The 24,848-nt window shown below is 72.4% G+C and carries 17 protein-coding genes and 4 pseudogenes; 10 read left to right on the top strand and 11 right to left on the bottom strand.

Annotated elements, in window-relative coordinates:
- The first annotated feature begins 39 nt into the window (after positions 1-39).
- Positions 40-492 carry a YkgJ family cysteine cluster protein gene (locus LJB71_RS00910; RefSeq protein ID WP_259302747.1) on the top strand — a complete coding sequence of 151 codons (453 nt, stop codon included), beginning with the start codon at positions 40-42 and terminating at the stop codon, positions 490-492.
- A 171-nt stretch (positions 493-663) separates the two neighbouring features.
- Here LJB71_RS00910 and LJB71_RS00915 read toward each other — a convergent pair whose 3' ends face one another.
- From LJB71_RS00915 to def, 9 genes and pseudogenes are all read right to left on the bottom strand, one after another.
- Entirely contained in the window at positions 664-1,764 is a 1,101-nt protein-coding gene (locus tag LJB71_RS00915) for a glycosyltransferase (RefSeq protein WP_259302748.1), read from the bottom strand.
- Positions 1,761-2,564 (bottom strand): glycosyltransferase family 25 protein, encoded by an 804-nt coding sequence (locus tag LJB71_RS00920; RefSeq protein ID WP_114959534.1) that lies wholly within the window; start codon positions 2,562-2,564, stop codon positions 1,761-1,763. The genes LJB71_RS00915 and LJB71_RS00920 overlap by 4 nt, the downstream gene beginning before the upstream one ends.
- Before the next feature lies 1 nt (position 2,565).
- On the bottom strand, positions 2,566-3,171 hold the full coding sequence (locus LJB71_RS00925) for a DUF707 domain-containing protein (RefSeq protein ID WP_259302749.1): 606 nt from the start codon (positions 3,169-3,171) through the stop codon (positions 2,566-2,568).
- Complete coding sequence (locus tag LJB71_RS00930; protein ID WP_259302750.1) at positions 3,158-3,394, bottom strand: hypothetical protein; 237 nt, start codon at positions 3,392-3,394, stop codon at positions 3,158-3,160. The genes LJB71_RS00925 and LJB71_RS00930 overlap by 14 nt, the downstream gene beginning before the upstream one ends.
- Complete coding sequence (glf, locus tag LJB71_RS00935) at positions 3,391-4,518, bottom strand: UDP-galactopyranose mutase (RefSeq protein ID WP_259304700.1); 1,128 nt, start codon at positions 4,516-4,518, stop codon at positions 3,391-3,393. The genes LJB71_RS00930 and glf overlap by 4 nt, the downstream gene beginning before the upstream one ends.
- A 12-nt stretch (positions 4,519-4,530) precedes the next feature.
- A pseudogene (locus tag LJB71_RS00940) lies at positions 4,531-6,223 on the bottom strand (glycosyltransferase family 39 protein).
- A 47-nt stretch (positions 6,224-6,270) separates the two neighbouring features.
- Positions 6,271-7,560: a 16S rRNA (cytosine(967)-C(5))-methyltransferase RsmB gene (gene rsmB, locus LJB71_RS00945; protein WP_114959603.1), complete on the bottom strand. Its 1,290-nt coding sequence runs from the start codon at positions 7,558-7,560 to the stop codon at positions 6,271-6,273.
- Entirely contained in the window at positions 7,551-8,468 is a 918-nt protein-coding gene (gene fmt / locus LJB71_RS00950; RefSeq protein WP_114959538.1) for a methionyl-tRNA formyltransferase, read from the bottom strand. The genes rsmB and fmt overlap by 10 nt, the downstream gene beginning before the upstream one ends.
- 4 nt (positions 8,469-8,472) lie before the next feature.
- The gene (gene def, locus LJB71_RS00955) at positions 8,473-8,988 is read right to left on the bottom strand and encodes a peptide deformylase (protein ID WP_114959539.1); all 516 of its coding nucleotides are present in this window, start codon (positions 8,986-8,988) and stop codon (positions 8,473-8,475) included.
- Between the two features lie 219 nt (positions 8,989-9,207).
- Here def and LJB71_RS00960 point away from each other — a divergent pair.
- The 7 genes and pseudogenes from LJB71_RS00960 to LJB71_RS00990 all read left to right on the top strand — a co-directional run bounded on the left by LJB71_RS00960 (position 9,208) and on the right by LJB71_RS00990 (position 18,188).
- Positions 9,208-10,342, top strand: a pseudogene (locus LJB71_RS00960) (LysM peptidoglycan-binding domain-containing protein).
- A gap of 77 nt (positions 10,343-10,419) precedes the next feature.
- Positions 10,420-11,575 (top strand): annotated as a pseudogene (dprA, locus tag LJB71_RS00965) (DNA-processing protein DprA).
- A 51-nt stretch (positions 11,576-11,626) separates the two neighbouring features.
- The gene (locus LJB71_RS00970; RefSeq protein WP_114959542.1) at positions 11,627-12,115 is read left to right on the top strand and encodes a DUF494 family protein; all 489 of its coding nucleotides are present in this window, start codon (positions 11,627-11,629) and stop codon (positions 12,113-12,115) included.
- 158 nt (positions 12,116-12,273) lie between these two features.
- A complete protein-coding gene (locus LJB71_RS00975) occupies positions 12,274-14,838 on the top strand; it encodes a DNA topoisomerase I (protein WP_259302751.1) in 2,565 nt (854 codons plus the stop codon).
- 98 nt (positions 14,839-14,936) lie between these two features.
- Complete coding sequence (locus LJB71_RS00980) at positions 14,937-15,635, top strand: DUF4124 domain-containing protein (RefSeq protein ID WP_259302752.1); 699 nt, start codon at positions 14,937-14,939, stop codon at positions 15,633-15,635.
- A complete protein-coding gene (locus tag LJB71_RS00985; protein ID WP_259302753.1) occupies positions 15,635-16,303 on the top strand; it encodes a DUF4124 domain-containing protein in 669 nt (222 codons plus the stop codon). The genes LJB71_RS00980 and LJB71_RS00985 overlap by 1 nt, the downstream gene beginning before the upstream one ends.
- A 40-nt stretch (positions 16,304-16,343) precedes the next feature.
- The gene (locus LJB71_RS00990) at positions 16,344-18,188 is read left to right on the top strand and encodes a monovalent cation:proton antiporter-2 (CPA2) family protein (protein WP_259302754.1); all 1,845 of its coding nucleotides are present in this window, start codon (positions 16,344-16,346) and stop codon (positions 18,186-18,188) included.
- 25 nt (positions 18,189-18,213) lie between these two features.
- Here the strand turns inward: LJB71_RS00990 and LJB71_RS00995 are convergent, their stop codons facing one another.
- Both LJB71_RS00995 and LJB71_RS01000 read right to left on the bottom strand, forming a co-directional pair.
- Positions 18,214-21,471, bottom strand: coding sequence for an ankyrin repeat domain-containing protein (locus LJB71_RS00995; protein ID WP_259302755.1), 3,258 nt, complete (start codon positions 21,469-21,471; stop codon positions 18,214-18,216).
- Positions 21,472-21,524: 53 nt separating this feature from the next.
- The gene (locus LJB71_RS01000) at positions 21,525-21,794 is read right to left on the bottom strand and encodes a YcgL domain-containing protein (protein WP_114959548.1); all 270 of its coding nucleotides are present in this window, start codon (positions 21,792-21,794) and stop codon (positions 21,525-21,527) included.
- A gap of 140 nt (positions 21,795-21,934) precedes the next feature.
- Here LJB71_RS01000 and LJB71_RS01005 point away from each other — a divergent pair.
- Together LJB71_RS01005 and LJB71_RS01010 are read left to right on the top strand one after the other, a co-directional pair.
- Positions 21,935-24,278 (top strand): annotated as a pseudogene (locus LJB71_RS01005) (S9 family peptidase).
- A gap of 34 nt (positions 24,279-24,312) precedes the next feature.
- Positions 24,313-24,804, top strand: coding sequence for a YetF domain-containing protein (locus LJB71_RS01010; RefSeq protein WP_259302756.1), 492 nt, complete (start codon positions 24,313-24,315; stop codon positions 24,802-24,804).
- The last annotated feature ends 44 nt before the right edge of the window (positions 24,805-24,848 follow it).

A 24,848-nucleotide genomic window follows, 5' to 3' on the forward strand; every position in this document is an offset into this window, starting at 1 on the left:
CATTATGACCCGCCGCCGCGCACCTTCGCGGCCACTTGCATGGCCATCGCAGGCAGCCAACAATCGCCACCCCACCGCTTCCGCCGCGCACCGCCCGGCCTGCCCGCATGCACCCCCTGCCTGACCTGCGGCGCCTGCTGCACCCAGTACCGCGTCGCCTTCCATTGGATGGAATCGGACGAGGTGACCCCGGGCGGGGTACCGGCCGCGCTGACCGAACGGCTGGACGCCCACCGCCTGTGCATGCGCGGCACCTACGCCCCGCCGATCCGCTGCGTGGCGCTGGACGCCGACATCGGAAAGTACTCGCGCTGCACGATCCACCCCAACCGCCCCTCGGTCTGCCGCGAGGTCGATGCCTCGTGGGAGTTCGGCCAGCCCAGCCCGCAATGCGACAAGGCCCGCCTCGCCCACGGCCTGCCGGTGCTGACACCGGGGGATTGGGTGGAAGTGGCGGAGCACGGGAAACACCCTTCGCCGATGAGCGGTTGATATCCCTCTCGCAGCACGGCCGGGCTTCCGCCAGCTTCCGGCCCGATGTCTTGCCAGTCTCATTCCGTGAGACGGCAATCCCTAAGATTAAGGCCTGAACAACGCCATCCAGGCGTTGTCAGCCCACGCCATCCATGGCCGGCGGGAACCTCTGGGTTGATCAGAGGTTCCCTAGCGCGCCAGTTCCAGGAACAGCATCGCGTAGCGCTGGTTCATCAGCTCGCGCCCGTATTCGCGCAGCGCGGTCTGCCGCGCCTGTGCGGCCAGCTGCGCGGCGCGCGCCGGGTCGCGCAGCAGGGCCTCTAGCACGTCCGCCAGCGCCTGCGCATCGCCTTCCGGCACCAGATGGCCATCCACCCCGTCGCGGATCACCTCGCGCACGCCCGGCACCGCGCTGCCCACCACCGCGCAACCGGCGGCCATGCCTTCCAGCAGCGCCAGCGGCATGCCCTCGTAATGGGTGCTGAGCACGCAGATCTGGTGCGCGAGCAGCCGCTGCGGCACGTCGCGCACCACGCCCGGGAAATCCACCTGCGCACGGATGCCCAGCTCCGCCGCCAGCCGTTCCAACGGCGCGCGGTGCAGGGCCTTGCCGCCGCCGACCAGCTGCACCGGCACGCGCAGGCCGCGTGCGGCCAGTTGCGCCACCGCGCGCAGCAGGGTGGCGTGGTCCTTCTGCTTGGAGAAGCGCGCGACCATCACGATCCCGGGGATGCGCGCGGCATGCGGATGTGCCTCGGCCTGCGCGAACGGGGCCAGGTCGATGCCGTTGGGGATCGCCAGCGTGCGCGCGGCCGGCATACCCATCGCCAGCAGCGCCTGGCGCACGCCTTCCGAGCAGCCCACGATGCGGTCGGTGCGGCGCGCCAGCCAGCGCGTCTGCGCCAACCGCCAGCGGGTGTAGCGCTCGCGCGTGTTGTGCTCGACGTGCACCAGGTGCGGCACCTTCGCCAGCAGCCCGGCGTAGCGGCCCCAGAGGTGTTCGGAAAAGCCGTGCGCGATCAGCACGTCGGGGCGGAACTTCTGGCACACGCGTGCCAGTGCCAGCACCGTGGCCAGGTGCGACCAGCCCGGCACCAGTTGCAGCGGCACGTTGCGCGCGTGCAATTGTGCGATCCGCTCTGGCGGCGTGCGCCGCTTGCGGCGCAGCACCAGCAGCGGTTCGATCGCCCCACCCGCACGCGCGGCCTCCACCAGCTGGATCGCCACCTGGGTCGCGCCGCCGGAGAACCCGCCGGTGACGAAATGCAGCACGCGCACGGGCGGGGTCATGCGCGGTCATCCGTTGGCGGGCAGGTCGTGCCACGGCGCCAGCGCAGCCAGAACAGCGGCCCGTACAGGCGGCTGAAATGGTGCCAGCGCGGCCACAGCCGCCGCGCCTCGTAGCGCAGCTTGGGCCAGGGATTGCGCGAGCGCGGTTTGCCGCTGCCGATGGTCGAAGGCACCGGCTCGGCGCTGACCACTGGCGGATGCAGCGAGAGGATGCGCAGGCCGAATTCCCAAGGGTGCTGCAGATCGCAGTCGATCGGCCGCGCCACCCCGGCGAAGGCGGCCACGAACCGCTGCGCGCCCGCGCGCGTCCACACCGCGGCGGTGGTGGTGCTGGGCACGCTGGGGCCGTATTCGACCAGACAGCAGCTGGCCGTGAGCGGCGCCAGCGGCATCCAGCGCCGCCTCGTATTGCACAGCTTGAGCACGTCCCAGCGGCACAGCGGGTCGGCCTCCGCGCGCCGGCGTTCCAGCGCCGCCGCCAGCGCCGGCAGGAACCCGTCCTCGAAGCAGGCGTCGTCCTCCAGCAACAGACAGAACTGCGCGGATGAGGCCAGGAAGCTGCGCAGCGCCTGCACATGCCCGAGGTAGCAGCCGACTTCGCCCGGGCGCAGCGGCTTGTAGTAGCGGTTGACCCGGGTCAGGCGCGCCAGTTCATCCGCAGGCAAGGTGGCGCCATCCACGCCCTCGATGCGGGCGAAGGCGATGCCCAGCGCGGACAGCTTCTGCTGCATCGCCGCCAGCCGCTGCGGCGCACGCGCCAGGTTCAGCACCAGGCACAGACAGTCGGCAGGCAGTCCCATCTCAGCCTTCGTCCTGCATCCGGTTGTGCGCCCGCTGTTCCAGCCGCCGGTAGTTGGCGACCCGGATGGCGCGGGAGATACGGTCGCGCAGGCGCCGCCACAGCGGTAGCGGCACTTGGCGCACGCCGCTGGAGAAGTAGCGGGCTTCCACCCGCGCGCGTCGGTCCAGCCCGTACTTGGCCATCACCCGATCTTCATCGGCCAGGGCCGCCTTGAAACCAGTGCTCTTGTAGAGCTCGCCACCGCCGACCGGGCGCGAGTGATACACCGCGGTCGCGTCGATGATCGCCATCGCCTGCTCGCCGCGATCGGCCAGCAGGCGCGGCCAGACCGAATCCAGTCCCCAGCCGCTGGTGCTCTCGGTGAAGGTGGGCAGGCAGGTGCGCAGGGCGTCGCGGTCGAACATCGGCGCCATGACTTCGACGAAGCGGGTGTAGCGCAGCTGGTAGCGCGCATCCTGCAGCAGCAGCGGCCAGGTGTAGTAGGAGTTGCGGGTCAGCGCCGGCTGCGCCAGCGCCAATTGGTAGGCGCGGGCGAAGGCGAACATGCGGTCGATGGTGGCGGTATCCGCCACCAGGTCGTCATCCGGCAGCTCAGAAATAGTCATAGCGCTCGACCAGCTCGGGATGCGCCTGCAGCAGCTCGCCCAGCACCGGCCACTTCATGCCCTTGCGGTCCTCGTGGTATTCGGCCTGCTCGGCATAGCGTCCCGGCTGGTTGCCGAAATAGCTCACGAAGAGATCGAAGTCGCGCGCACTGCCGGCCAGCCAGCCCGGGTGCACCGAGTTGTCGCCGGCGCGCACGATCACCAGGTTGCGGCGCTGGCTCATGCCTGTGGTTCCTCCTGCGGCTTGCCGAGCAGGCGGTTGCACAGCGCCAGCGCGGCGCCGACCACCTGGTCCATGTTGTAGTAGCGGTACTGCGCCAGGCGGCCGACGAAGCTCACCTCCGGCGTCTGCTCGGCCAGCGCCTTGTAGCGCTGGTACAGCGCTTCGTTCTCCGGGCGTGGAATCGGGTAGAAGGGATCGCCCTCGGCCATCGGATACTCACGCACGATCGAGGTGCCCGGCGCGGTCTCGCCGGTGAGGTACTTGAACTCGGTGATGCGGGTGTAGGCGTGGTCGTTGGGATAGTTCACGGTGCCGGTGGGCTGGAAGGTTTCCACGTCCGGTAGATGCTCGTGTTCGAAACGCAGGCTGCGATAGGGCAGCTTGCCGTAGCAGTGGTCGAAGAAGGCGTCGATCGGGCCGGTGTAGATGGTGCGCCGGCGCGGCGGCCGGGTGCGTGCGCGCACATAGGTCACCCCTGTGCGCACCTCGATGCCTGGGTGATCGAGCATGCGCTGGAACATCCGCGTGTAGCCCTCGGCCGGCATGAACTGGAAGCTGTCGGTGAAGTAGCGATCGTCATCGTTGGTGCGGGTGGGGATACGCGCGGCCACGCCTGCCGCCAGCTCGGACAGATCCAGCCCCCACTGCTTGCGGGTATAGCCGCGGAAGAACTTCTCGCACAGGTCCGCGCCCACGCTGTTCATCACCACGTCTTCGCTGGTTCTGGCGGGCAGGCGCTGGGTGCGGCGCTCGGCCAGGAACGCCTCCACCCCGGCTTCGTCCAGGTTCAACCCGTACAGGCGGTTGATGGTGGTGCGGTTGATCGGGATCGGATACAGCTTGCCATCCACTTGCGCCAGCACCCGGTGCTCGTAGAAGCGCCAGTGGGTGAAGCGCGAGAGGTATTCGAAGATGCGCTTGCCGTTGGTGTGGAAGATGTGCGGGCCATAGGGATGGATCAAGAGCCCGGCGGCGTCGCGGGTGTCGTGCGCGTTGCCGCCGATGTGCGGGCGGGCGTCCACCACCAGCACACGCCAGCCGGCATCGGCCAGCTCGCGCGCGCACACGCTGCCGGCAAACCCCGCGCCCACCACCAGTGCGTCGAAATCGCTTGCGTCCAGGATCGGGGGTGTCGTTCATCGGCTCTTGGAGGTTGTCGGGTCTGGCATGGAGGAAGTGTGGCAGGCGGCGCTGGCGCGGGCATCCAGCAGCCACCAGCGGCGGCCGTTGGCCAGGCCCATGTCGCGGGCCAGGGCGGGATCGACGCAGGCGGGCAGGCCATCGCCCTGCTCCACCAGCAGCCAGCGCGCGGCGGGCGCAGCCTGCTGCCAGCGCACGCCATCGGCGAACTGCGCCGCGAGCGGACGCTTGAAGCCGAAGTCGGCGGCCGGGCGGTCGGCCATCAGCAGCTGCTGTTCGCGCCAGCCGACCAGGCCGAGCTGCGCGCGCGGGCCGATCGCCGCGCCGACGTCGCGCATCAGCCCGCGCGAGGAACTGCCGTCGTTGAGCAGTACCGTGCCGACCAGCGAATACAGCACCCACAGCCCGGTCAGCATCGCCAGCAGCGCGGCGTGCGCACGCCGGCGCCCGAACCACAGGCAGGCGCCGAGGCCGAAGGCGCCGATCGCGCAGAACATCCAGGCCAGGCCGGTGGCCACGCCGGGGTCGCGGCCGTCGAGGAACTGCCGCTCGAAGCCGGGATTGCCCAGCAGCATGGCCAGCCCCGCGCCCAACGCGACCAGTGACAGCAGGACGGTGAACGCCAGCAGCAGCCGCTGCGGGTTCGGCTTGCGCAGCAGCCCCGGCAGCAGCGGTGCCAGCGCCAGCGCCAGCATCGGCAGCGCCGGCAGGATGTACATGTCGCGCTTGCCGGACGGGATGCTGAAGAACACGAACACCAGCACCACCCACGCCAGCGGCAGCAGGTAGCGCGCGTCGCGCCGGCGCAGGCGCCGCCGCCAGGCCGGGAACGCCCACGGCAGCGCCAGCACGGTCGGCAGCCAGGTGGTCAGCGCCACCTCGATGAAGTACCACCACGGCTGCCCGTGGTGCCAGGAATTGGCGTAGCGGGTGACGGTCTGGCGCAGCAGGATGTCGTCCACGTAGGCGCGGTAGGCGGCGCCGCCCTCGCCCAGCGCGGCCACCAGCATCGGCACCAGCCACACCCCGCAGGCGACCAGGAAGGCCAGCGGCCCGAGCCAGAAGCGGCCGTCGCGCGCATGCACGCGCACCCCCGGCCAGCCGCGCAGCGCAGCGAATGCGGCCGGCAGCAGCATCAGCAGCGCCAGCACGCCCACGCCCTTGGTGATGGTGCCCAGCCCGGCCGCGGCCCAACCCAGCATCCACATCCGCCAGTCCGGCCCGCGCAGCAGGTGGCGCAGCAGGCCGTAGCAGGACAGGGTGATCCAGAACACCACCATCGGGTCGATCTGGGCCTTCTTGGCCTGGAAGGTGAACTGGAGGGTCAGCAGGGTCGCGTAGCCGGCCAGCACGCCCACCCGCGGCGTCCACAGCCGGCGGCCGAGGTCGAGCACGCACCATAGGGTGCCCAGCGCGGCCAGCAGCGAAGGCAGCAGGAAGGCGATGCGCAGGTTGCCGGTCAGCCACAGCAGCGCGGCCTGCATCCACATGAACAGCGGCGGCTTGTCCGAATACAGCTCGCTGCCGCGGTGCGGGAACAGCCACTGGCCGCTTTCCAGCATCTGCCGCGCAGCTCAGCGCGAAGCGCGGCTCATCCGCCGGCCACGGGTCGCGCAGGCCGAGCCCGGTGGCCAGGATCAGCAGGGCCAGCAGCCAGAACAGCCAGAGGTCGCGGCGGGGGCGGGTCATGGCAGGGGACATGGCGCGGAGCATGGCGATAGTGTGCAGGGCGGACGTCAGGCTTTGCGCAGGCGGGCGTAGAAGAAGCCGTCGCGGCCGCCCTCGCCGGGCAGGCGCTGGCGGCCGGCGCCGGTGTCGTGGCCGAAGCGGGCATCCAGCGCATCCAGCCTCGCATCGGGCGTGCGCGCGAGGAAGGATTCGACCTGCGCCGCGTTCTCCGCGCGCAAAATCGAGCAGGTGGCATACAGCAGCGCACCGCCGGGTGCGAGCAGCGGCCACAGCGCATCCAGCAGCGCCGCCTGGGTCTGCACCAGCGCGGCGAGGTCGGCTTCGCGCCGGTGCAGCAGCACGTCGGGCTGGCGGCGCACGATGCCGGTGGCGCTGCACGGGGCATCGACCAGGATCGCGTCGAACGGGGTGCCGTCCCACCAAGACTCGGGGCGGGTGGCATCCGCGGCGAGGGTGTGCAGTCCTTCCAGCCGCAAGCGCGCGAAGGTGTCCTGCATCCGCCGCACCCGGTGCGCGTCCACGTCCAACGCGAGGATATGCAGCGACGGATCGCGCTCGGCCAGGTGCGCGGCCTTGCCGCCGGGCGCGGCGCAGGCGTCGAGCACGCGCGCGCCGGGGGGTGCCAGGGCGTCGGCCACCGCCTGCGCGCTGGCGTCCTGCACCGAGACCAGGCCTGCGGCAAAGCCGGGCAGCTGGGCGACCGGCAGCGCGGCGTCCAGGCGCAGGGCGTCGGCCAGATCGGCGTCGGGCATGGCGGTGATGCCGGCCTGCTGGAGCAGGTGCAGGTAATCCCCGCGCTGGATCCAGCGCCGGTTGACGCGCAGCCACAGCGGCGGCGGCTGCGCGCTCGCGGCGAAGATCGTTTCTGCCTCCTGCGGCCAGTCCGCGCGCACCTGCGCCGCCAGCCAGCCGGGCCAGGCGGCCTCGGGCGCGGCGGCCGGCAGCGGCTCGCGGGTGGCCCGGCGCAGCAGCGCATTGACCATCCCGGCCTGATGCGCGCGGCCCAGCGCGCGTGCGGCCTCCACCGTGGCGGCCAGCGCGGCGTGCGCGGGCAGGCCGAGTTCGAGCTGGGCAAAGCCCACCAGCAGCAGGGCGCGCAGCAGGGCATCGCGCGATCCCAGTGGGCGCGGCGTCCATGCATCCAGCGCGGCGTTGTAGCGCACGCGCTGGCGCAGCGCGGCCAGCACGATGGCCTCCACCAGCGCGCGGTCGCGCGGGTCGGGGAGCTCCGGCAGGCGGGTGCCCAGCGCGGCTTTCAGCGAACGCCCGCGGTGCAGTACCGCGGCGAGGATACGCGCCGCGGCGACGCGGGTGGCGACGCCATCGCTCACGCGAATACGTCGCGGCGGGCGTTGCGGTAGTCCTGCGCGCTGATCGGCTTGCCGCCGTCGCGTTGCAGGCGTTCCAGGCGCAGCACGCCGTGGCCGCAGGCGACGTCGATGCCCTCGCGCCCGGCGCGGAGCACGCTGCCGGGCGCGGCGGCGTGGGTTTCGTCGAGGGCGCGCGCGGCATGGATGCGCACGCGCTCGCCGGCCAGCTGCGCTTCCGCCACCGGCCACGGGTGGAACGCGCGCACCTTGTTGGCCAGCGTGATGGCGGGCTGCGACCAGTCCAGCTTGGCTTCGGCCTTGTCCAGCTTGTGCGCGTAGGTGACGCCCACCTCCGGCTGCGGCTGCGGCACCGGCAGCAGGCCGGCGCGCAGCAGGCCCAGGCCGTCGGCGAGAATCCGCGATCCGAGCGCGGCCAGGCGGTCGTGCAACTGCCCGCCGGTCTCCTCCGGGCCGATCTCGGTGGCCTGCGCCAGCAGCACCGGGCCGGTGTCGAGGCCCTTTTCCATCCGCATCAGGCACACCCCGGTGCGGGTGTCGCCGGCTTCGATCGCGCGCTGGATCGGCGCCGCGCCGCGCCAGCGCGGCAGCAGCGAGGCGTGCACGTTCCAGCAGCCATGCACGGGGATGTCCAGCACCGACTGCGGCAGGATCAGCCCGTAGGCCACCACCACCATCACATCCGGCTGCAGCGCGCGCAGGGTGGCCTTGGATTTGGCCGAACGGAAGTTCTCCGGCTGGTATACCGGGATGCCGCGCTGCACGGCCTCGAGTTTCACCGGCGAGGGCGTCAGCCCGCGCCCGCGCCCGGCCGGGCGGTCCGGCTGGGTATACACGGCGACCACCTCGCCGCGGGCGGCGGCCGCGCGCAGGCAGGGCACGGCGAACTCCGGCGTGCCGGCGAAGACGATGCGCATCGGGTCAGGCGGCGGCGGCGCGCTTGGCCTTGAGCAGTTTTTTGCGCACCATCTCGCGCTTCAGCGGGCTCAGGTAGTCCACGAACAGCTTGCCGTCCAGGTGGTCCATCTCGTGCTGGATGCAGACCGCCAGCAGGCCATCGGCCTCCAGCGTGAACGGCTGGCCGTGGCGGTCCAGCGCCTCCACCGTGATGGTGTTGCTGCGGGTGACGTCGGCATAGATGCCCGGCACCGACAGGCAGCCCTCCTGGTACACCTGCTCGCCGTCGCGCGCGGTGATGCGCGGGTTGACGAACACCAGTGGCCGGCTGTGGTCGTCGGTCACGTCGATCACCATGAAGCGCTTGTGCACGTCCACCTGGCTGGCGGCCAGGCCGATGCCGGGGGCGTCGTACATGCTTTCGAACATGTCGTCGATCAGGGTCTGGAACGCGGGCGTGGCCAGATCCGCCGGGTCCACATCGGCGGCCTTGGTGCGCAGGCGCGGGTCGGGGAATTCGAGGATCGTGAGCAGGGCCATGGCTGGGGTTCCGCGGTTCGGCGGCCGCACGGGGCCGCCACGTTTTGGATTGTAGCGCGCCCAGCCTGCACCGCCGCTTGCCAGATGCGCCGGATTGTGGGCTATATTGGGCAGGCTTCAGGGGGTTTCGCCATACGGAGCGGGGAGATAGCGAACATGCTTGAACGGGTTTCCAACCTGGCGCGCACCAACGCGCCGCGCACGCGCGGTCTGCGCGTCATGCTGGCTGCCGCGCTGCTGACCGTGGCCAGCTACGCCGCCGCGGTCGAACTGCGCGGCGACCATCCCGAATCCTACGTGGTGAAGCGCGGCGACACCCTGTGGGACATCTCGGCCCGCTTCCTCAAGAAGCCCTGGCTGTGGCCGGAGATCTGGCAGGCCAATCCGCAGATCAAGAACCCGCATCTGATCTATCCGGGCGACGTGATCAGCCTGGCCTACCTCGACCGCGTCACCGCCAAGGTGCAGCCGGGCGAGCGCAAGGAAAGCCCGGTCAACGCGGTGCCGCTGGCCGAGGTCGAGCCGTTCCTGAAGGACATGCGCATCGTCGACAGCCTCGACGGCCTGCCCTACGTGGTCGGCCTGGAGGACAACCGCCTGCGCGCCAGCCGCGGCCAGGTGGCCTACGTGCGCGGGCTGGAAGGCGCCGCCCCCGGCCAGCGCTATGTGGTGGTGCGCCCGGAGAAGCGCTACCGCATGCTCGAGCCGCGCCGGCCTGTGCTGCGACCTGTTCCAGACCCAGGACCTCGACGCCCGCGGCCAGCCCCGCCTGAGCCAGGATTCGCCGTGGACCGCGGCGGTGTTCCCGACCAAGAACACCGAGTTCCTCGGCTACGAGCTGGTGGCGCAGACCACCGGCACCGTCACCCGCACCGAGGTCGGCGGCATCCAGGCCAGCACCCTGATGCTGGACGCCGAAGGCCGCGACGTGCGCGTGGGCGATCGCCTGGTGCCGGTGCAGGCGCAGGCGTACGACCTCCAGTTCTTCCCGCATCCGCCCAAGCAGCAGGCCGAGTACGGCCGCCTGACCGTGCTGTCGGTGGCCGACGCGGCGCGCTTCGGTGGCACCCGCGACGTGATCGCGATCTCCGGCGGCAGCCGCCAGGGCATCGACAACGGCACCGTGTTCTCGATCTGGCGCCGCGGTGATTCGGTGGTGGACCGCGTGCGCGACGGCCTCGACCGCGACGATTCGCTCACCCCGCACGAATCCAAGGTGCGCCTGCCGGACGAGTTCGCCGGGCACGCCATGGTGTTCCGCACCTTCGACAACGTCAGCTACGCGCTCATCATGAGCAGCGTCAAGCCGACCCGCGTCGGCTACGAGCTGAAGCACCCGGACGCGGCCTACTGACCGCCCCGGCGTTTTCCGAGCCACCCACGCGACGGCGCCCGAGGGCGCCGTCGTCGTTTCCGCGCGATGCTGGCGGCATGCCCGATCCGCGCGAACCCGAATCCGAATCCGAGGCCCTGCTGCGGCTGCTGCTGAGCGGCGCGCCCGCCGCCGCCCTGCGTCGCCTGCTGGACAGCTCACGGCAGCGCGCGGGCCGTGCTGGCGGCTGGCGCCCGCGACTGGGCCAGCCACGGGCTGGATGCCGAGGTCTGCCGCAGCCTGCGTACCCCACCGGCGGAGGGGCTGGCCGCCGGCCTTGCCTGGCTGCAGGCAAGCCCGCGGCACCAGCTGCTGGGCTGGCGCGACCCGGCCTATCCGCCCCTGCTGCGGCGGATCGCCTCGCCCCCGGCGATGCTGTTCGTGGCCGGCGACCCGGGCCTGCTGTGGCAGCCCACGGTCGCCATCGTCGGCAGCCGCGCGGCCACCGCCGGCGGCTGCGCCAATGCCGCGCAGTTCGCCACCGCGCTGGCGCGCGCCGGGCTGTGTATCGGCAGCGGCCTGGCCGCCGGGATCGATGCCGCGGCCCATCGCGCCACCCTGGAGGCCGGCGGCGCGACCGTCGCGGTGCTCGGCACCGGCCCGGACGTGGCCTATCCCCCGCGCCACCGCGATCTGCTGGCGCAGGTGGCGGCGGCCGGTGCGGTGGTGTCCGAGCACCTGCCCGGCACCCCGCCGCTGCGCGCGCACTTTCCCAGCCGCAACCGGATCCTGGCCGGGCTGGCGCTGGGCGTGGTGGTGGTGGAAGCAGCGGCGCGCTCCGGCGCGCTGATCACCGCGCACCAGGCCGCCGATGCCGGGCGCGAGGTGTTCGCCCTGCCCGGCTCCATCCACAACCCGATGGCGCGCGGCTGCCACCGCCTGATCCGCGAGGGCGCGCAGCTGGTGGAAACCCCGGCCGAGGTGGTGGAGGCGCTGGCACCCGCGGTGCGCGAGCTGGCGCGCGCCCTGCGCGGCGCGCTGGACCCGCAGGCGGCCGTCATCGCCCCCGGGACGCCCCCGGCGGCGGGCACGGCCGCCGAGGCCCCGGACTACAACCGCTTGTGGCTGGCGCTGGGGCACGACCCAACCGATATGGACACCCTGGCGGAGCGCTCCGGATTGACGGTGGCCGAACTGTCCCCCATGCTGCTGGCGTTGGAACTGGAGGGGCGGGTGGCCGCGGCCTACGGCCGCTACACCCGGATCGCCTCCTGAAGGCCCCGGCCGCAGGCCCTGCATGGCGCCCTCGGGCGCAGGACGGAGGACATGAAAGAAAGCATCCTGGACGTCCTGCTGTATCTGTTCGAGCACTACTTCGCGGGCGAGGACCTCGCCGTTTCCGATGTCCTGCAGGCGCATGACACCCCGCTGATGGGCGAGCTGGTCAAGGCCGGGTTCTCGCCGGCGGAGATCGGCAAGGCCTTCGACTGGCTGGACGGGCTCAGCCGCCGCCGGCCAGCGTCCGATGCGCCGCGCGGAGTCGGACCGGTGCGGGTGTTCCACGCGGCCGAGCTGGAACGGCTGGACGTGGCCGCCCGCGGATTCCTGCTGGCGCTGGAGCAGCACGGGGTGCTGGACGCCGGCCAGCGCGAGCTGGTGCTGGACCGCGCGTTGGCGCTGGACCAGGACGAGATCGACCTGGACGACCTGAAATGGGTGGTGCTGATGGTGCTGTTCGACCAGCCCGGCAGCGAGGCCGCCTACGCCTGGATGGAAACCCAGATCTTCGCGGACGACCCCGAGCCGCTGCACTGAGCCGGGATTGGGCCGCGCCCGCGCCGTCCTTCGGCTTGACAGCCGCCCCCGCGGCGTGATTCCACTATAAAAGAAGGCGCCCGGGGCATTTGCTCCGGGCGTCGGTTTCTGCGGCCGCCGCCGGCCGCCCCGTCCGCACCACCGGAACCCGCACCACCATGGCCAAGAACCTGCTCATCGTCGAATCGCCGGCCAAGGCCAAGACGATCAACAAATACCTCGGCAAGGACTTCACCGTCCTCGCCAGCTATGGCCACGTCCGCGACCTGGTGCCGAAGGAGGGCGCGGTCGATCCCGAGCACGGCTTCGCGATGCGCTACGAGACCATCGAGAAGAATGAGAAGCACGTCGATGCGATCGCCAGGGCCGCCAAGGCCGCCGACCACCTGTATCTGGCCACCGACCCGGACCGCGAGGGCGAGGCGATCAGCTGGCACATCGCCGAGATCCTGAAGGAGCGCGACCTGCTGAAGGACAAGTCGCTGCAGCGGGTGGTGTTCACCGAGATCACCCCGCGCGCGATCCGCGAGGCGATGCAGCAGCCGCGGTCCATCGCGAGCAACCTGGTCGATGCGCAGCAGGCGCGGCGCGCGCTGGACTACCTGGTGGGCTTCAACCTCTCGCCGGTGCTGTGGCGCAAGATCAAGGCGGGCCTGTCCGCCGGGCGCGTGCAGTCGCCGGCGCTGCGCATGATCGTGGAGCGCGAGGAGGAGATCGAGGCGTTCCAGGCGCGCGAGTACTGGACGGTCGAGGCCGAGTGCGCGCATCCGGGGCAGGCCTTCACTGCCAAGCTGGTGAAGCTGGACGGGCAGAAGTTCGAGCAGTTCACCCTGACCGACGGGGCCAGCGCGGAGGCCGCGCGGCTGCGCATCCAGCAGGCCGCCGGCGGCCGCCTGCACGTCACCGACGTGGCCAGCAAGGAGCGCAAGCGCCGTCCGGCGCCGCCGTTCACCACCTCCACCCTGCAGCAGGAGGCCGCGCGCAAGCTCGGCTTCACCACCCGCAAGACCATGCAGGTGGCGCAGAAGCTGTACGAGGGCGTGGCCCTGGGCGAGGAAGGCACGGTCGGCCTGATCTCGTACATGCGTACCGACTCGGTGAACCTGTCGCAGGACGCGCTGGCCGAGATCCGCGACGTGATCGCGCGCGACTACGGCACCGCCGCGCTGCCGGACAAGCCCAACTTCTACCAGACCAAATCAAAGAACGCACAGGAAGCGCACGAGGCGATCCGTCCGACCTCGGCGCTGCGCACCCCGGCGCAGGTCGCGCGCTATTTGGGCGAAGACGAGCGCAAGCTGTACGAGCTGATCTGGAAGCGCGCGGTGGCCAGCCAGATGATCCCGGCCACCCTCAATACGGTGACGGTCGAACTGGCGGCCGGCAGCCAGCATGCGTTCCGCGCCAGCGGCACCACCGTGGTCGTGCCCGGCTTCCTCGCCGTGTACGAGGAAGGCAAGGACGGCAAGGGCAAGGACGACGAGGACGAAGGCCGCAAGCTGCCGCTGATGAAGCCGGGCGAGGACGTGCCGCTGGAGCGCATCCACGCCGACCAGCACTTCACCCAGCCGCCGCCGCGCTTCACCGAGGCCTCGCTGGTGAAGGCGCTGGAGGAATACGGCATCGGCCGGCCGTCCACCTATGCCGCCATCATCCAGACCCTGCTCGGCAAGCAGTACGCGGTGCTGGAGGGGCGCGCGTTCAAGCCCACCGACATCGGCCGCGCGGTCAGCAAGTTCCTGTCCAGCCATTTCAGCAAGTACGTCGATTACGACTTCACCGCCAACCTCGAGGACGAGCTGGACGCGGTCAGCCGCGGCGAGGAGGACTGGATCCCGCTGATGGAGAAGTTCTGGGGCCCGTTCAAGGCGCTGGTGGACGACAAGAAGGCCAGCCTCGACAAGGCCGATGCCGGCAGCGTGCGCGTGCTCGGCACCGATCCCGCCAGTGGCCGCCCGGTCAGCGCGCGGATCGGCAAGTTCGGCCCGCTGGTGCAGATCGGCACGGTCGAGGACGAGGAGAAGCCGCGCTTCGCCTCGCTGCGGCCGGGCCAGAGCATCTACAGCATCGGCCTGGAGGAAGCACTGAAGCTGTTCGAGATGCCGCGCCGGCTGGGCGTGGATGCGAACGGCGAGGAGGTCAGCGTGGGCATCGGCCGCTTCGGCCCGTTCGCGAGGCGCGGCGCCACCTACGCCTCGCTGAAGAAGGAGGACGACCCCTACACCATCGACCTGGCGCGCGCGCTGTTCCTGATCGAAGAGAAAGAGGAAATCGCACGCAACCGCGTGATCAAGGAATGGCCCGGCCATGCGGTGCAGGTGCTGAACGGCCGCTTCGGGCCCTACATCAGCGATGGCAGGCTGAACGGCAAGATCCCGAAGGACCGCGAGCCGGCCTCACTGTCGCTGGAGGAGACGCTGCAGCTGCTGGAGGACACCGGCAAGCCCGCGCGCAAGGGCTTCACCGCGAAAAAGGCCCCGGCGAAGAAAGCCGCCGCGAAGAAGGCCCCGGCCGAGAAACCGGCCGCCAGGCCGGCGGCGAAGAAGGGCGCGAAGAAAGCGGTGGCGAAGAAGGCCGTCGCCAAGAAAGCCCCTGCCAGGAAGGCCGCACGCCCGCTGTCGGGCGGCCGTGAAGAGGCCCGGCCGCTGCTCACCGCGGCCAAGGTGGTGCCGGGCAAGAAGCGGGTGGTGAAGCCGGCCGCGCGCGAGGATGCCCCGTTCTGATCCCCCCGCATGGCCCGGTGGCCAGCGCGGATGAGGCGCGCCTGAAGCGGCCGCGCGCGGGGGTTCCGCCGTCCGTCGCGGCGCGCCAAGATAGCCGCATGCGCGCCGCCGCCGCCCTGTTCGCCAGCCTGTTGCCCGCCGTGGCCGGCGCGGCGCAGGTGCCGCCCGCGCCCGCCACTCCCGCGGCCGCGCCGGTGATCGTGTACCGCTGCACCGACGCCGCCGGCAAGGTCAGCCTGCAGGATGCGCCCTGCGCCCGCGGCCAGCTCCAGCAGGAGCGCCAGATGCAGCGCCCGCAGGATGCGCCGCCCGCGCCACCTGCCGCGCCGCAGCCGCGGTCGCCGGTCCAGCCGCCGCCTGCCGCGCCCGCACCCGTGGTGTACCTGGCGCCGCCGCGGCCGCTGTACGAATGCGTCACCCCCGACGGCACCCGCTATACCAGCGACGACGGCCGCGGCAATCCGCGCTGGGTGCCGCTGTGGACGCTGGGCTACCGGCTGCCGCGGCCAGGGCGGCCGGGAGACGTAGACCGCGAGCGGCCGGCGGCCGACGCGCCGGCACAGGCCGGGCCTCCGCAGCCGCATGCCCTGCGCTGGCCGCTGGTCGGCGCTGGCGGCACCTGGGTGCGCGACGACTGCGTGATGCTGCCGCCGCAGGAAGCCTGCGCGCGCCTGCGCGATCGCCGCGCCGAGCTGCGCACCCGCTTCTTCAACGCGCAGGAAAAGGAACGCGACGCCCTGCGCCGCGAGGAGCGCGCACTCAACGCGCGCCTGGACAACGATTGCGGTGGGAGCTGATGCGGCTGCGACGGTCCGCCTGCCTGCTGTGGCTGTGCGCGCTGGCGGCGCCGGCGCTGGCGGCGCCGGCGCTGGCGCAGGAGACCGTGTTCTACAAATGCACCGATGCCCAGGGCCGGGTGTCGATGCAGAACGGCACCCCGTGCGCGCCGGGTCAGCGTCAGGAAATCCGCCGGGTGGGCGAGGTCAGGGCGGTGCCCGCGCCGCCGCCGAAACCGCCTGTGCCGGACGTCCCCGCGCCGGTGCAGTATGGCGAGTTCGTGCAGGTGGGCGGCCCGCGCCCGCAGCGCACGCCCGCGCCCGAGGCCGCCGGGCTGCCGCCACCGCCGGCGCTGTACCAGTGCCGGACCTGGGAGGGCGACACCTACTACGGCGAGACCGCCAGCCCGCCGGCGCGCTGCGCGCCGCTGCAGGTGGTGGGCATCGACGGCCGCCCGGACCCGGGCCTGGGCGCGGCCTGCGAGGTCAAGCACGACGACTGCGCCGCGGTTCCGGACGCGCAGCTGTGCGCGGCCTGGTACCGGCGCCTGGACGATGCGGAGTTCAGGCTGCGCTACGCCGGCGACGACACCCGCCGCGCGCGCCAGGCCGAATTCGATGCGATCGACGCCCGCATCAAGGCCAGCCGCTGTTCGACCACCGCGCCTGCGCCGCCCGCCGTGCCGTAAGCTGGCCGCCGGCATACACGCACGGACGGAACCCCCCGGGATGGAGAGCGACGGCCTGGAACTGGCTCTGGTCTTCCTGCTGGCCGCGGTGCTGGCGGTGCCGCTGTTCAAGCGGCTCGGGCTGGGCGCGATCCTGGCCTACCTCGCCACCGGCGTGCTGCTGGGCCCGCACGAGCTGGCGGTGGTGCGCAATCCGGAATCGGTGCTGGCCGCCAGCGAGATCGGCGTGGTCATGCTGCTGTTCGTGATCGGGCTGGAGCTGTCGCTGCCGCGGCTGGTGCTGATGCGGCGGCCGATCTTCGTGGTCGGCGGGCTGCAGGTGCTGCTGGGCGGCGCCGCGCTGGGCGGGCTGGCCCTGCTCGCCGGGCTGGGCTGGAAAGCAGCGCTGGTGGTGGGGCTGGGGCTGGCGCTGTCATCCACCGCGGTCGGGCTGCAGTTGCTGGCCGAGCGCAAGGAACTGGCGACCGACCACGGCCGGCTGGCGTTCGCGATCCTGCTGTTCCAGGACCTGGCGGCGATCCCGCTGCTGGCGGCGATCCCGCTGCTGGGCAAGGCCAAGGGCGCCGGCCTGGAAGGCGCGGACGTGGCGCGCGCGCTGGTGGTGATCGTGGCGCTGGTGGTGGGCGGGCGCTACCTGCTGCGCCACCTGTTCCGCACCATCGCGCGCGCCGACATGCCCGAGGTGTTCACCGGCGCGGCCCTGCTGGTGGTGCTGGGCAGCGCCTGGCTGATGCAGTCGGCCGGTCTCAGCGCCGGGCTGGGCGCGTTCCTGGCCGGCGTGCTGCTGGCCGAGTCCGAATACCGGCACGAACTGGAGGCGCAGATCCGCCCGTTCGAGGGCCTGCTGCTGGGGCTGTTCTTCATGGCCGTGGGCATGGGCATCGACGTGCAGCGGGTGCTGGCCGAACCGTGGCTGGTCGCGGCCGGAGTGGCCCTGCTGCTGGCGGTGAAGAGCGCGCTGCTGTTCGCGCTCGGCCTGCGCCCCGGGCGGCTGGACGTGCGCAGCGCCTGGATGCTGGCCGGCGTGCTGGCGCTGGGCGGCGAATTCGCGTTCGTGGTGTTCGGCGAGGCGGCCAAGGCCGGCCTGCTGGATGCCGCCCACCGCGACCGCCTGACCGCGGTGGTCGGGCTGTCGATGGCGGCCACCCCGCTGTTGCTGCTGCTGTATGCGCGCCTGCTGCCGGTGCGCGCGCCCCGCCAGACGCAAGCCTTCGACGCCATCCCCGACCGCCAGCCGCAGGTGCTGGTGGCCGGGTTCGGCCGCTTCGGGCAGATCGTGGCGCGCCTGCTGCGCGCGCAGGGCATCCCGTTCATCGCGATCGACCCGGACATCGAGCAGGTGAACCTGTCGCGCCGGATCGGCACCGACCAGATCTACTACGGCGACCCCACCCGGCTGGCGCTGCTGCGCTCGGCCGGCGCGGCGCAGGTGAAGGTGTTCGTGGTCGCCATCAATGGGGTCGAGGCCAGCCTGCGGATGGTGCGGCTGGTGCGCAAGCACTACCCGCAGGCGCGGGTGTTCGCGCGCGCGCGCGACCGCCGCCACGCCTGGCAGCTGGTGGACCTCGGCGCGCACGCGCTGCGCGAGACCTACGGCAGCAGCCTGGAGATGGGGCGCGATGTGCTGGTGGCGCTGGGCATGCCGCCAGCGCAGGCGGACGAGCGCGTGCAGCGCTTTCGCGCCTGGGATGAATCGCTGCTGGAGCAGCAGCGCCTGCTGCAGGACGACGAGGACGCGCTGCTGCAGGCCGCGCGCGATGCCCGCCGCGAGCTGGAGGAACTGTTCGCGGCCGATGCCGGGCAGGCGGACACCGGGCCGGCCACCGCGGAGCCGACGGCGCAGCCGCAGTCGCAAGACGACGCGGCCACGCGCGGGCGGGAATGAGCGCGGCGGCCGCGGGGCGTGCCTGCTACTCGCGCAGGAAACGCGCCATCGACACCCCGCCGCCGGGCGGCAGCGGGGCGTTGCCGAGCTCCGCCGCCACGTCCACGTAGCCGCGCATCAGCGCGATGTCGCGCGGGCTGCGGTTGAGGGTGTCGCGCTGGTCGGGGTTGGCACCGGCGTCCAGCAGCGCGCGCGCCACCCGCTGCAGGCCGTGCAGCGCGGCCAGGTGCAGCGGGCCGTAGCCGCGGCTGTCGCGGTCGTCCAGCCGCACGTCTTCGTCCAGCAGGCGCTCCAGCGCGCCCAGCAGCACGTCCTCGTTGGCCGGGGTGCCGGGTTCGGCGCGCGCGCCCAGCAGCAGCAGCAGCGGGGTGAGCCCGGCACGGGTGGCGGCGTGCGGGTCGGCGCCGGCCAGCAGCAGCGCATCCAGCAGCGCCATCAGGCGCGGGCGCTCGCGCGCGGTGAAGCCGTACAGGGCGGCGCAGTGCAGCGCGGTCTGGCCCTGGGCGTCGATGGCGTGCAGGTCGGCGCCGGCCTGCAGCAGGCGCGCGGCCATGTCCGGCAGGCCCAGCGCGGCGGCCAGCATCAGCACGCTGACCTCGCCCGGCAGGCGCTGGTCCAGTCCGCTGCCGGCGCGCAGCAGCAGGTCCACGATCTCCAGGTGGCGCATGCTCACCGCCGCCGACAGCGCGGTGGCGCCGGTGCTGGCGGCCAGCCCGGGGTCGGCGCCCTGCGCCAGCAGGAACTCCACCAGCGCGCGATGGCCGCCACCGGCGGCGCGCAGCAGGGCGGTGCACCCCTGCGCGTCGCGGGCATTCACCGGCAGGCCCAGCGCCAGCAGCCGGCGCGCCGCATCGAGGTCGCCGACGATGGCAGTGGCCGGCAGGTCGGGCGGCAGCAGCGGCCGCCGTGGCGGCCGCCAGCTGCGCCAGTCCAACCAGTCGGCAAGGTCGCGCCGGCCGCAGGACAGCGCGATTCCCAGCGGGGTCTGGCCATCGGCAGCGCGGCGGTCGGGGTTGGCGCCGGCCAGCACCAGCGCCTTCACCAGGTCGGTGCGGCCGAGCGCGGTGGCGTGGTGCAGGGCGGCCATGCCGCGATGGTCGCTGGCATCGGGGTCCAGCCCGCGCGCCAGCAGCGCGCGCAGCAGCCCGATCCAGCCCAGGCGCGCGGCCAGCACCAGTGCCGGATCGCCGTCCGCGCCCGCGGCAAACGGGTCGGCCCCGCGTTCCAGCAGCTCCAGCGCGAACGTCTCGCCGTCCGCGCCGGCACCGTGCGCCAGGCAGCCGGCCAGGAAGCGCGCCAGCCCGCCGGCCCCGCCCGCGCCGGCCCCGGCGGCGAACAGGCGGCGGGCGCCGGCGATGCCGTCCGCGCCGCGCGCCAGCAGGCGCCACAGCGGCGGCTGGCCGGCGGTGTCGGGGGCTTCCGGCTGCGCGCCGTGGCGCAGCAGCCAGTCCAGCCGGCCGCGTTCGGCGATCACCGCATCGTCGTGCAGCAGGGCATCGAGGTCGCGCGCGCCCAGCAGGGCGGCCAGCACCGCCAGCTCGGCCTCCGGCGCCCCTTCCAGCAGGCGTTCGCGCAGCAGCACCTGCGGCGGGCGTTCGGCCTGGGCCGCCGCGTCGTCCTGCAGCGACACCGGCAGCGGGCACTTGGGATCCAGTGCCGCCACCAGCGTCCAGCGACCGGCCGCGATGGCCACGTCCAGCGCGCTGCGGGCGTGCGCGTCCGGCGCGTGCGGATCAACGCCCAGTTCGCGCAGGTCGCGCACGAGATCCAGGCGGGGCGTTTCCGCGGCACACGCCAGATGCAGGGCATTGGCGCCAGCGGCGTCCTGCGCATGCACGTTGGCGCCGGCCGCGAGCAGGGCTTCCAGCGCGCGCAGCGCGCCGCCACGCACCGCCTCCAGCAGCGGTGTGCGGCCCTGGCCGTCGCGCGCATCCACCTCGGCGCCTGCTTCCAGCAGGGCCCGGCAGATTTCGGCGTGGTCGAGCGCGGCGGCCTCGTGCAGCGCGCTGCGGCCGCGCGCATCGCGGGCGTTGGCGCGCGCCTTATGGCGCAGCAGCAGCTGCACCCCGGCGGCATCGTCGTCCTCGCCGGCGGCGGCGCACAGCAGCGCCGGCTGGCCGCCGGGCGGTTCCGGGCGCGCGCCGCGCTCCAGCAGGAAGCGCGCCAGCCGCCAGTTGCCGGCCAGGCAGGCACTGCCCAGCGGGGAAATGCCCTCGTGGTTGCAGGCATCGACCTCGGCACCGGCGTCGCGCAGCAGTGCAGCCACCCCGGGATCCACGCTGCGCGCGGCGAAATGTAGCGGGGTATTGCCCTCGGCATCGGCCTGGCGCGGGTCGGCGCCGTTCGCCAGCAGGGTCATGACCGCTTCCGGGCGGCCGTGCCAGCTGTCGCGGGTGGCCGCCAGCAGTGGGCTCATCCCGGCCTGCATCGCATTCACGTCCACACCGTGCTCGATCAGGGCGCGCAGCAGGCGCAGGTCGGGCAGCACGGCCGCCAGCATCGCCAGGCTGCGGCGGTCGCGCGCGTCGGGTTCCGGCGGGGCATTGGGATCGGCGCCTTCCGCGAGCAGCGCCAGCGCGCGCTCCACCCGGCCGTTGCGCGCGGCGGCGTACAGCTCGCGGGCGAGGCGGGCGGGATCGGGCGCATCGGCCTCGGCTTCACGCGCAGCTGCGGTACTGGCGGGGCCATCGAACAGCGGCGCGGCGTCGGCGGCTTCGCCGGCGTCCATCTCGACCACCGGCAGGCTGTGCAGGGTCGGCGCGGGCGCGGCGGCTTGCACCAGCAGGTGCAGCAGCGGCATCAGGACGACGAACAGGATGAGTCCCAGCAGCCGTGCCGGGCCGGCCAGCAGGCCGGGCCACGCCAGCAGCAGGCCGCCGGCGACCAGCAGGGCGATCGGCAGCGCGACCCGCAGCAACCCGCGCCAGGACGCCTGTTCCAGCGCCGCGCGCCGCGCCCGACGCAGGCTTTCGCCACCACTGCGCGCCAGCAGGTGCAGGCCGGGCCAGTGCCACCACAGCCCGATCAGCAGCACCCCGGCGCCGCCGGCCAGCAGCAGCGCATGGCCCAGGCTCGGCTGCGCCAGCAGCCAGCGCAGCGGCCCGGCCAGCAGAAGCACGCCGGCCGCCGCGGCCGCCAGCCACTGCAGCAGCAGGCGCCCGGCATCGGCCAGCAGCCCGGCGCGCGCGCGCGGGTGCCGCGCAGCAGGCCCAGGCCCAGCGCCACCGGCACCTGCGCCAGCAGCAGGCCGATCGCCGCCGGCACGCCGCCCAGCCAGCCGCACGCCGCCAGCGCCAGCCCCGGCACGAGCCATGCGGTGCCGGCGAGGGGGCGCGCTCAGGCATCGGTGCCCCAATCGTCCAGCAGCGGGTCCTGCACGCTGGGCGGCAGCTGCAGGTGGAAGCCGTTGGCGGCCAGGTTGCGGCGCACCACTTCGGGGTTCTCGCGCGCCAGCGTGCGCTCCGGGGTTAGTGCCACCTCCAGCACGAAGCGCAGCTCGCCCAGCTGCGCGCGCACCGGCGCCGGCAGGCGCGCGAAATCGTCGCGCGCGGCCAGGTACACGTAGGTATCGGCCTTCTTCAGGCTCTTGTAGACGAAGGCGAGCATGGCGGCCCGGGGGATGGAATGGCGGCGTCGCAGCGATTGTGCGGGAAAGCGCGGCGCGGCGGAACCCGACAGGACCTTAGGCACAAGCGCATGTGGCGGCGGCTGCTACCCTGCCGACTGCCTTTATCGCGGAGCCTGTGATGCGTCTGTCCCCGTTCGTGTTTGCCCTGCTGCTTGCCACCGTGCCGGTGCACGCGGCCGATCCGAAGGCGGTCACGCTCGAGCAGGCGATGGCCGATCCCGACTGGATCGGCCCGCCGGTGGAGCTGGCGTGGTGGCGCTGGGACGGCAAGGCCGCGTATTTCCTGCAGAAGCGCCCCGGCGCGACGGTCCGCGACGTATGGACGGTGACCACGGATGGCGCCTCGCCGCCACGCAAACTGGAGGAGGCCGCGCGCGCGGACATGGACGCCGGCAATCCGGTGCTGGCGCCCGACCGCACGCGCATGGCCTTCGTGCGCAACGGCGACGTATTCCTGCGCGACCTGCGCCGCGGCACGCTGACCCAGCTCGGTCGCGGCCTGGGGGGCGCCTCGCGCCTGCAATGGGGCAGCGCCGGCCTGGTGTGGCTGGCCGATGGGCGCTGGTACCGCTGGGACGGCGCACTGATCACCCAGGCGGCGCAGCCGCGCGCCGAGGACGCCCCGGGCACGCCGGCGGCGGCGGACGCGCTGCGCGAGCAGCAGCTGCGCCTGATCGACACCTTGCGCCGCGACCGCGAGATGCGCGAGGCCGCACGCGCGCAGGCCGAGGCCTGGCAGCGCCAGGACCCGACCCGCGCGCCGGCGCCGGTGTATCTGGGCAAGGACGTGCAGATCGCCGATTCCGCGCTGTCGCCGGACGGGCGCTGGCTGCTGGTGGTCACCAGCGCCAAGGGCGCCGATGGCGGGCGTGCCGGCAAGATGCCGATGTACGTCACCGAATCCGGCTACGAGGAGTTCGAGGACGCGCGCACCCGGGTCGGCCGCAACCCGCCGGTGCCGCAGCGGCTGTGGCTGGCCGAGCTGGCCACCGGCAAAGCTGCGCGAGCTCACGTTCGATCCGCTGCCCGGGCTGCGCGACGACCCGCTGGCCGACCTGCGCAAGGCCGCCGGCAAGCCGCCGCTGGACGGCCCGCGCCCGCTGCAGGTGGCCGAGATCCGCTGGCGCGGCGACGGCGGCAGCGCCGCGGTGATGCTGCGCGCGATCGACAACAAGGACCGCTGGATCGCCACCGTCGATCCCGCCACCGGCACCCTGCAGCCGCGCCACCGGCTGCACGACCCGGCCTGGATCAACTGGAGCTTCAACGACTTCGGCTGGCTACCGGACGAGCGCACGCTGTGGTACCTCAGCGAGGAAAGCGGTTATTCGCACCTGTACCTGCTCGACGGCGCGCGCCGCCGGCAGCTCACCGACGGCCGCTGGGAGACCTCGCAGGTGGCGGTGTCTCCGGATGGGGCCACCTTCTACTTCCTGTGCAACCGCGCCGCGCCCGGCGATTACGAGGTGTGCGCGGTGCCCGCGCGCGGCGGCGAGGTGCGCGAGCTGACCGCGCTGGACGGGGTGGAGGATTTCAGCCTGTCGCCGCGCGGCGATGCCCTGCTGGTGCGCTATTCCGCGGCCTACCTGCCGCCACAGCTGGCGCAGGTGGCCGCCAGCGGCGGGCAGGCGCGCACCCTGACCGATACCCGCACCCCCGAGTACAAGGCCCGCCGCTGGATCCAGCCGCAGCTCGTGCAGGTGCCCAGCCAGCACGGCGCCGGCGTGATCTGGGGCAAGCTCTACCGCCCGCAGCAGCTGGAGCCCGGCCGCAAGTACCCGATCGTGATGTTCGTGCACGGCGCCGGCTATTTGCAGAACGTCTCCGCGCGCTACCCCGGCTATTTCCGCGAGCAGATGTTCCACAACCTGCTGGTGGACGAGGGTTACATCGTGCTCGACCTGGACTACCGCGGAAGCGAAGGCTACGGCCGCGCCTGGCGCACCGCGATCTACCGCTGGATGGGCCAGCCCGAGCTGGAGGACTACCTCGACGGCCTCGACTGGCTGGTGGCCCACCAGCAGGGCGACCGCGACCGTGCCGGCATCTATGGCGGCAGCTACGGCGGCTTCATGACCTACATGGCGCTGTTCAAGGCGCCCGGCGTGTTCAAGGCCGGCGCCGCGCTGCGCCCGGTGGCCGACTGGAGCCAGTACAACCACGAATACACCAGCAACATCCTCAACACGCCCGAGCTCGACCCCGAGGCCTACAAGCGTTCCAGCCCGATCGAGTTCGCCGCCGGGCTCAAGGACCGCCTGCTGATTGCGCACGGCATGATCGACGACAACGTGTTCTTCCGCGATTCGGTGATGATGGCGCAGAAGCTGATCGAGCTGCGCAAGGACAACTGGACACTGGCGCCTTATCCGCTGGAGCGGCACGGCTTCGTGCATCCCGACAGCTGGTACGACGAATACCGGCGCATCCATGCGCTGTTCGAGGCTACCCTGAAGCCGTGATCCGGGTCGAATCACCATGGCAGGAGGCACCGTGATGGACGCCCTGTTTCAACTGTCCGCGCCGTGGTGGGTGTTCGTGCTGCGCGCGCTGGTGGTGTACGTGCTGGTGACGGTATTGATGCGGCTGTCGGGCAAGCGCTCGGTGGGCCAGTTCACCCCGTTCGACCTGGTGCTGCTGATCCTGCTGGGCAACTCGGTGCAGAACGGCATCAACGGCGGCGACAACTCGCTCACCGGCGCCGCGATCATGGCCAGCACCTTGATCGCGGTGAACTACCTGGTGGCGCTGGCCACCTCGCGCAGCCGTCTGGCCGAGCGCCTGCTGGAGGGCGAGCCGGTGGTGCTGGCGCGTCACGGTCGCGTGTTCGACCACGTGCTGCGGCGCGAGCTGATCAGCAAGACCGATTTCCACGAAGCCATGCGCATGAACGATGTGGATGATGTCGGCGAGATCGCCCTGGCCCTGCTGGAAACCAACGGCCACATCACCATCCTCAAGAAGTCGGATCGAGCAGGCAGGGACTGAAAACGGGATCATGAAAACGGGGCCAGGTCCACTTCTGAACCCGA

The sequence above is a fragment of the Thermomonas sp. S9 genome (genome assembly GCF_024704365.1).
Classification (GTDB): Bacteria; Pseudomonadota; Gammaproteobacteria; order Xanthomonadales; family Xanthomonadaceae; genus Thermomonas.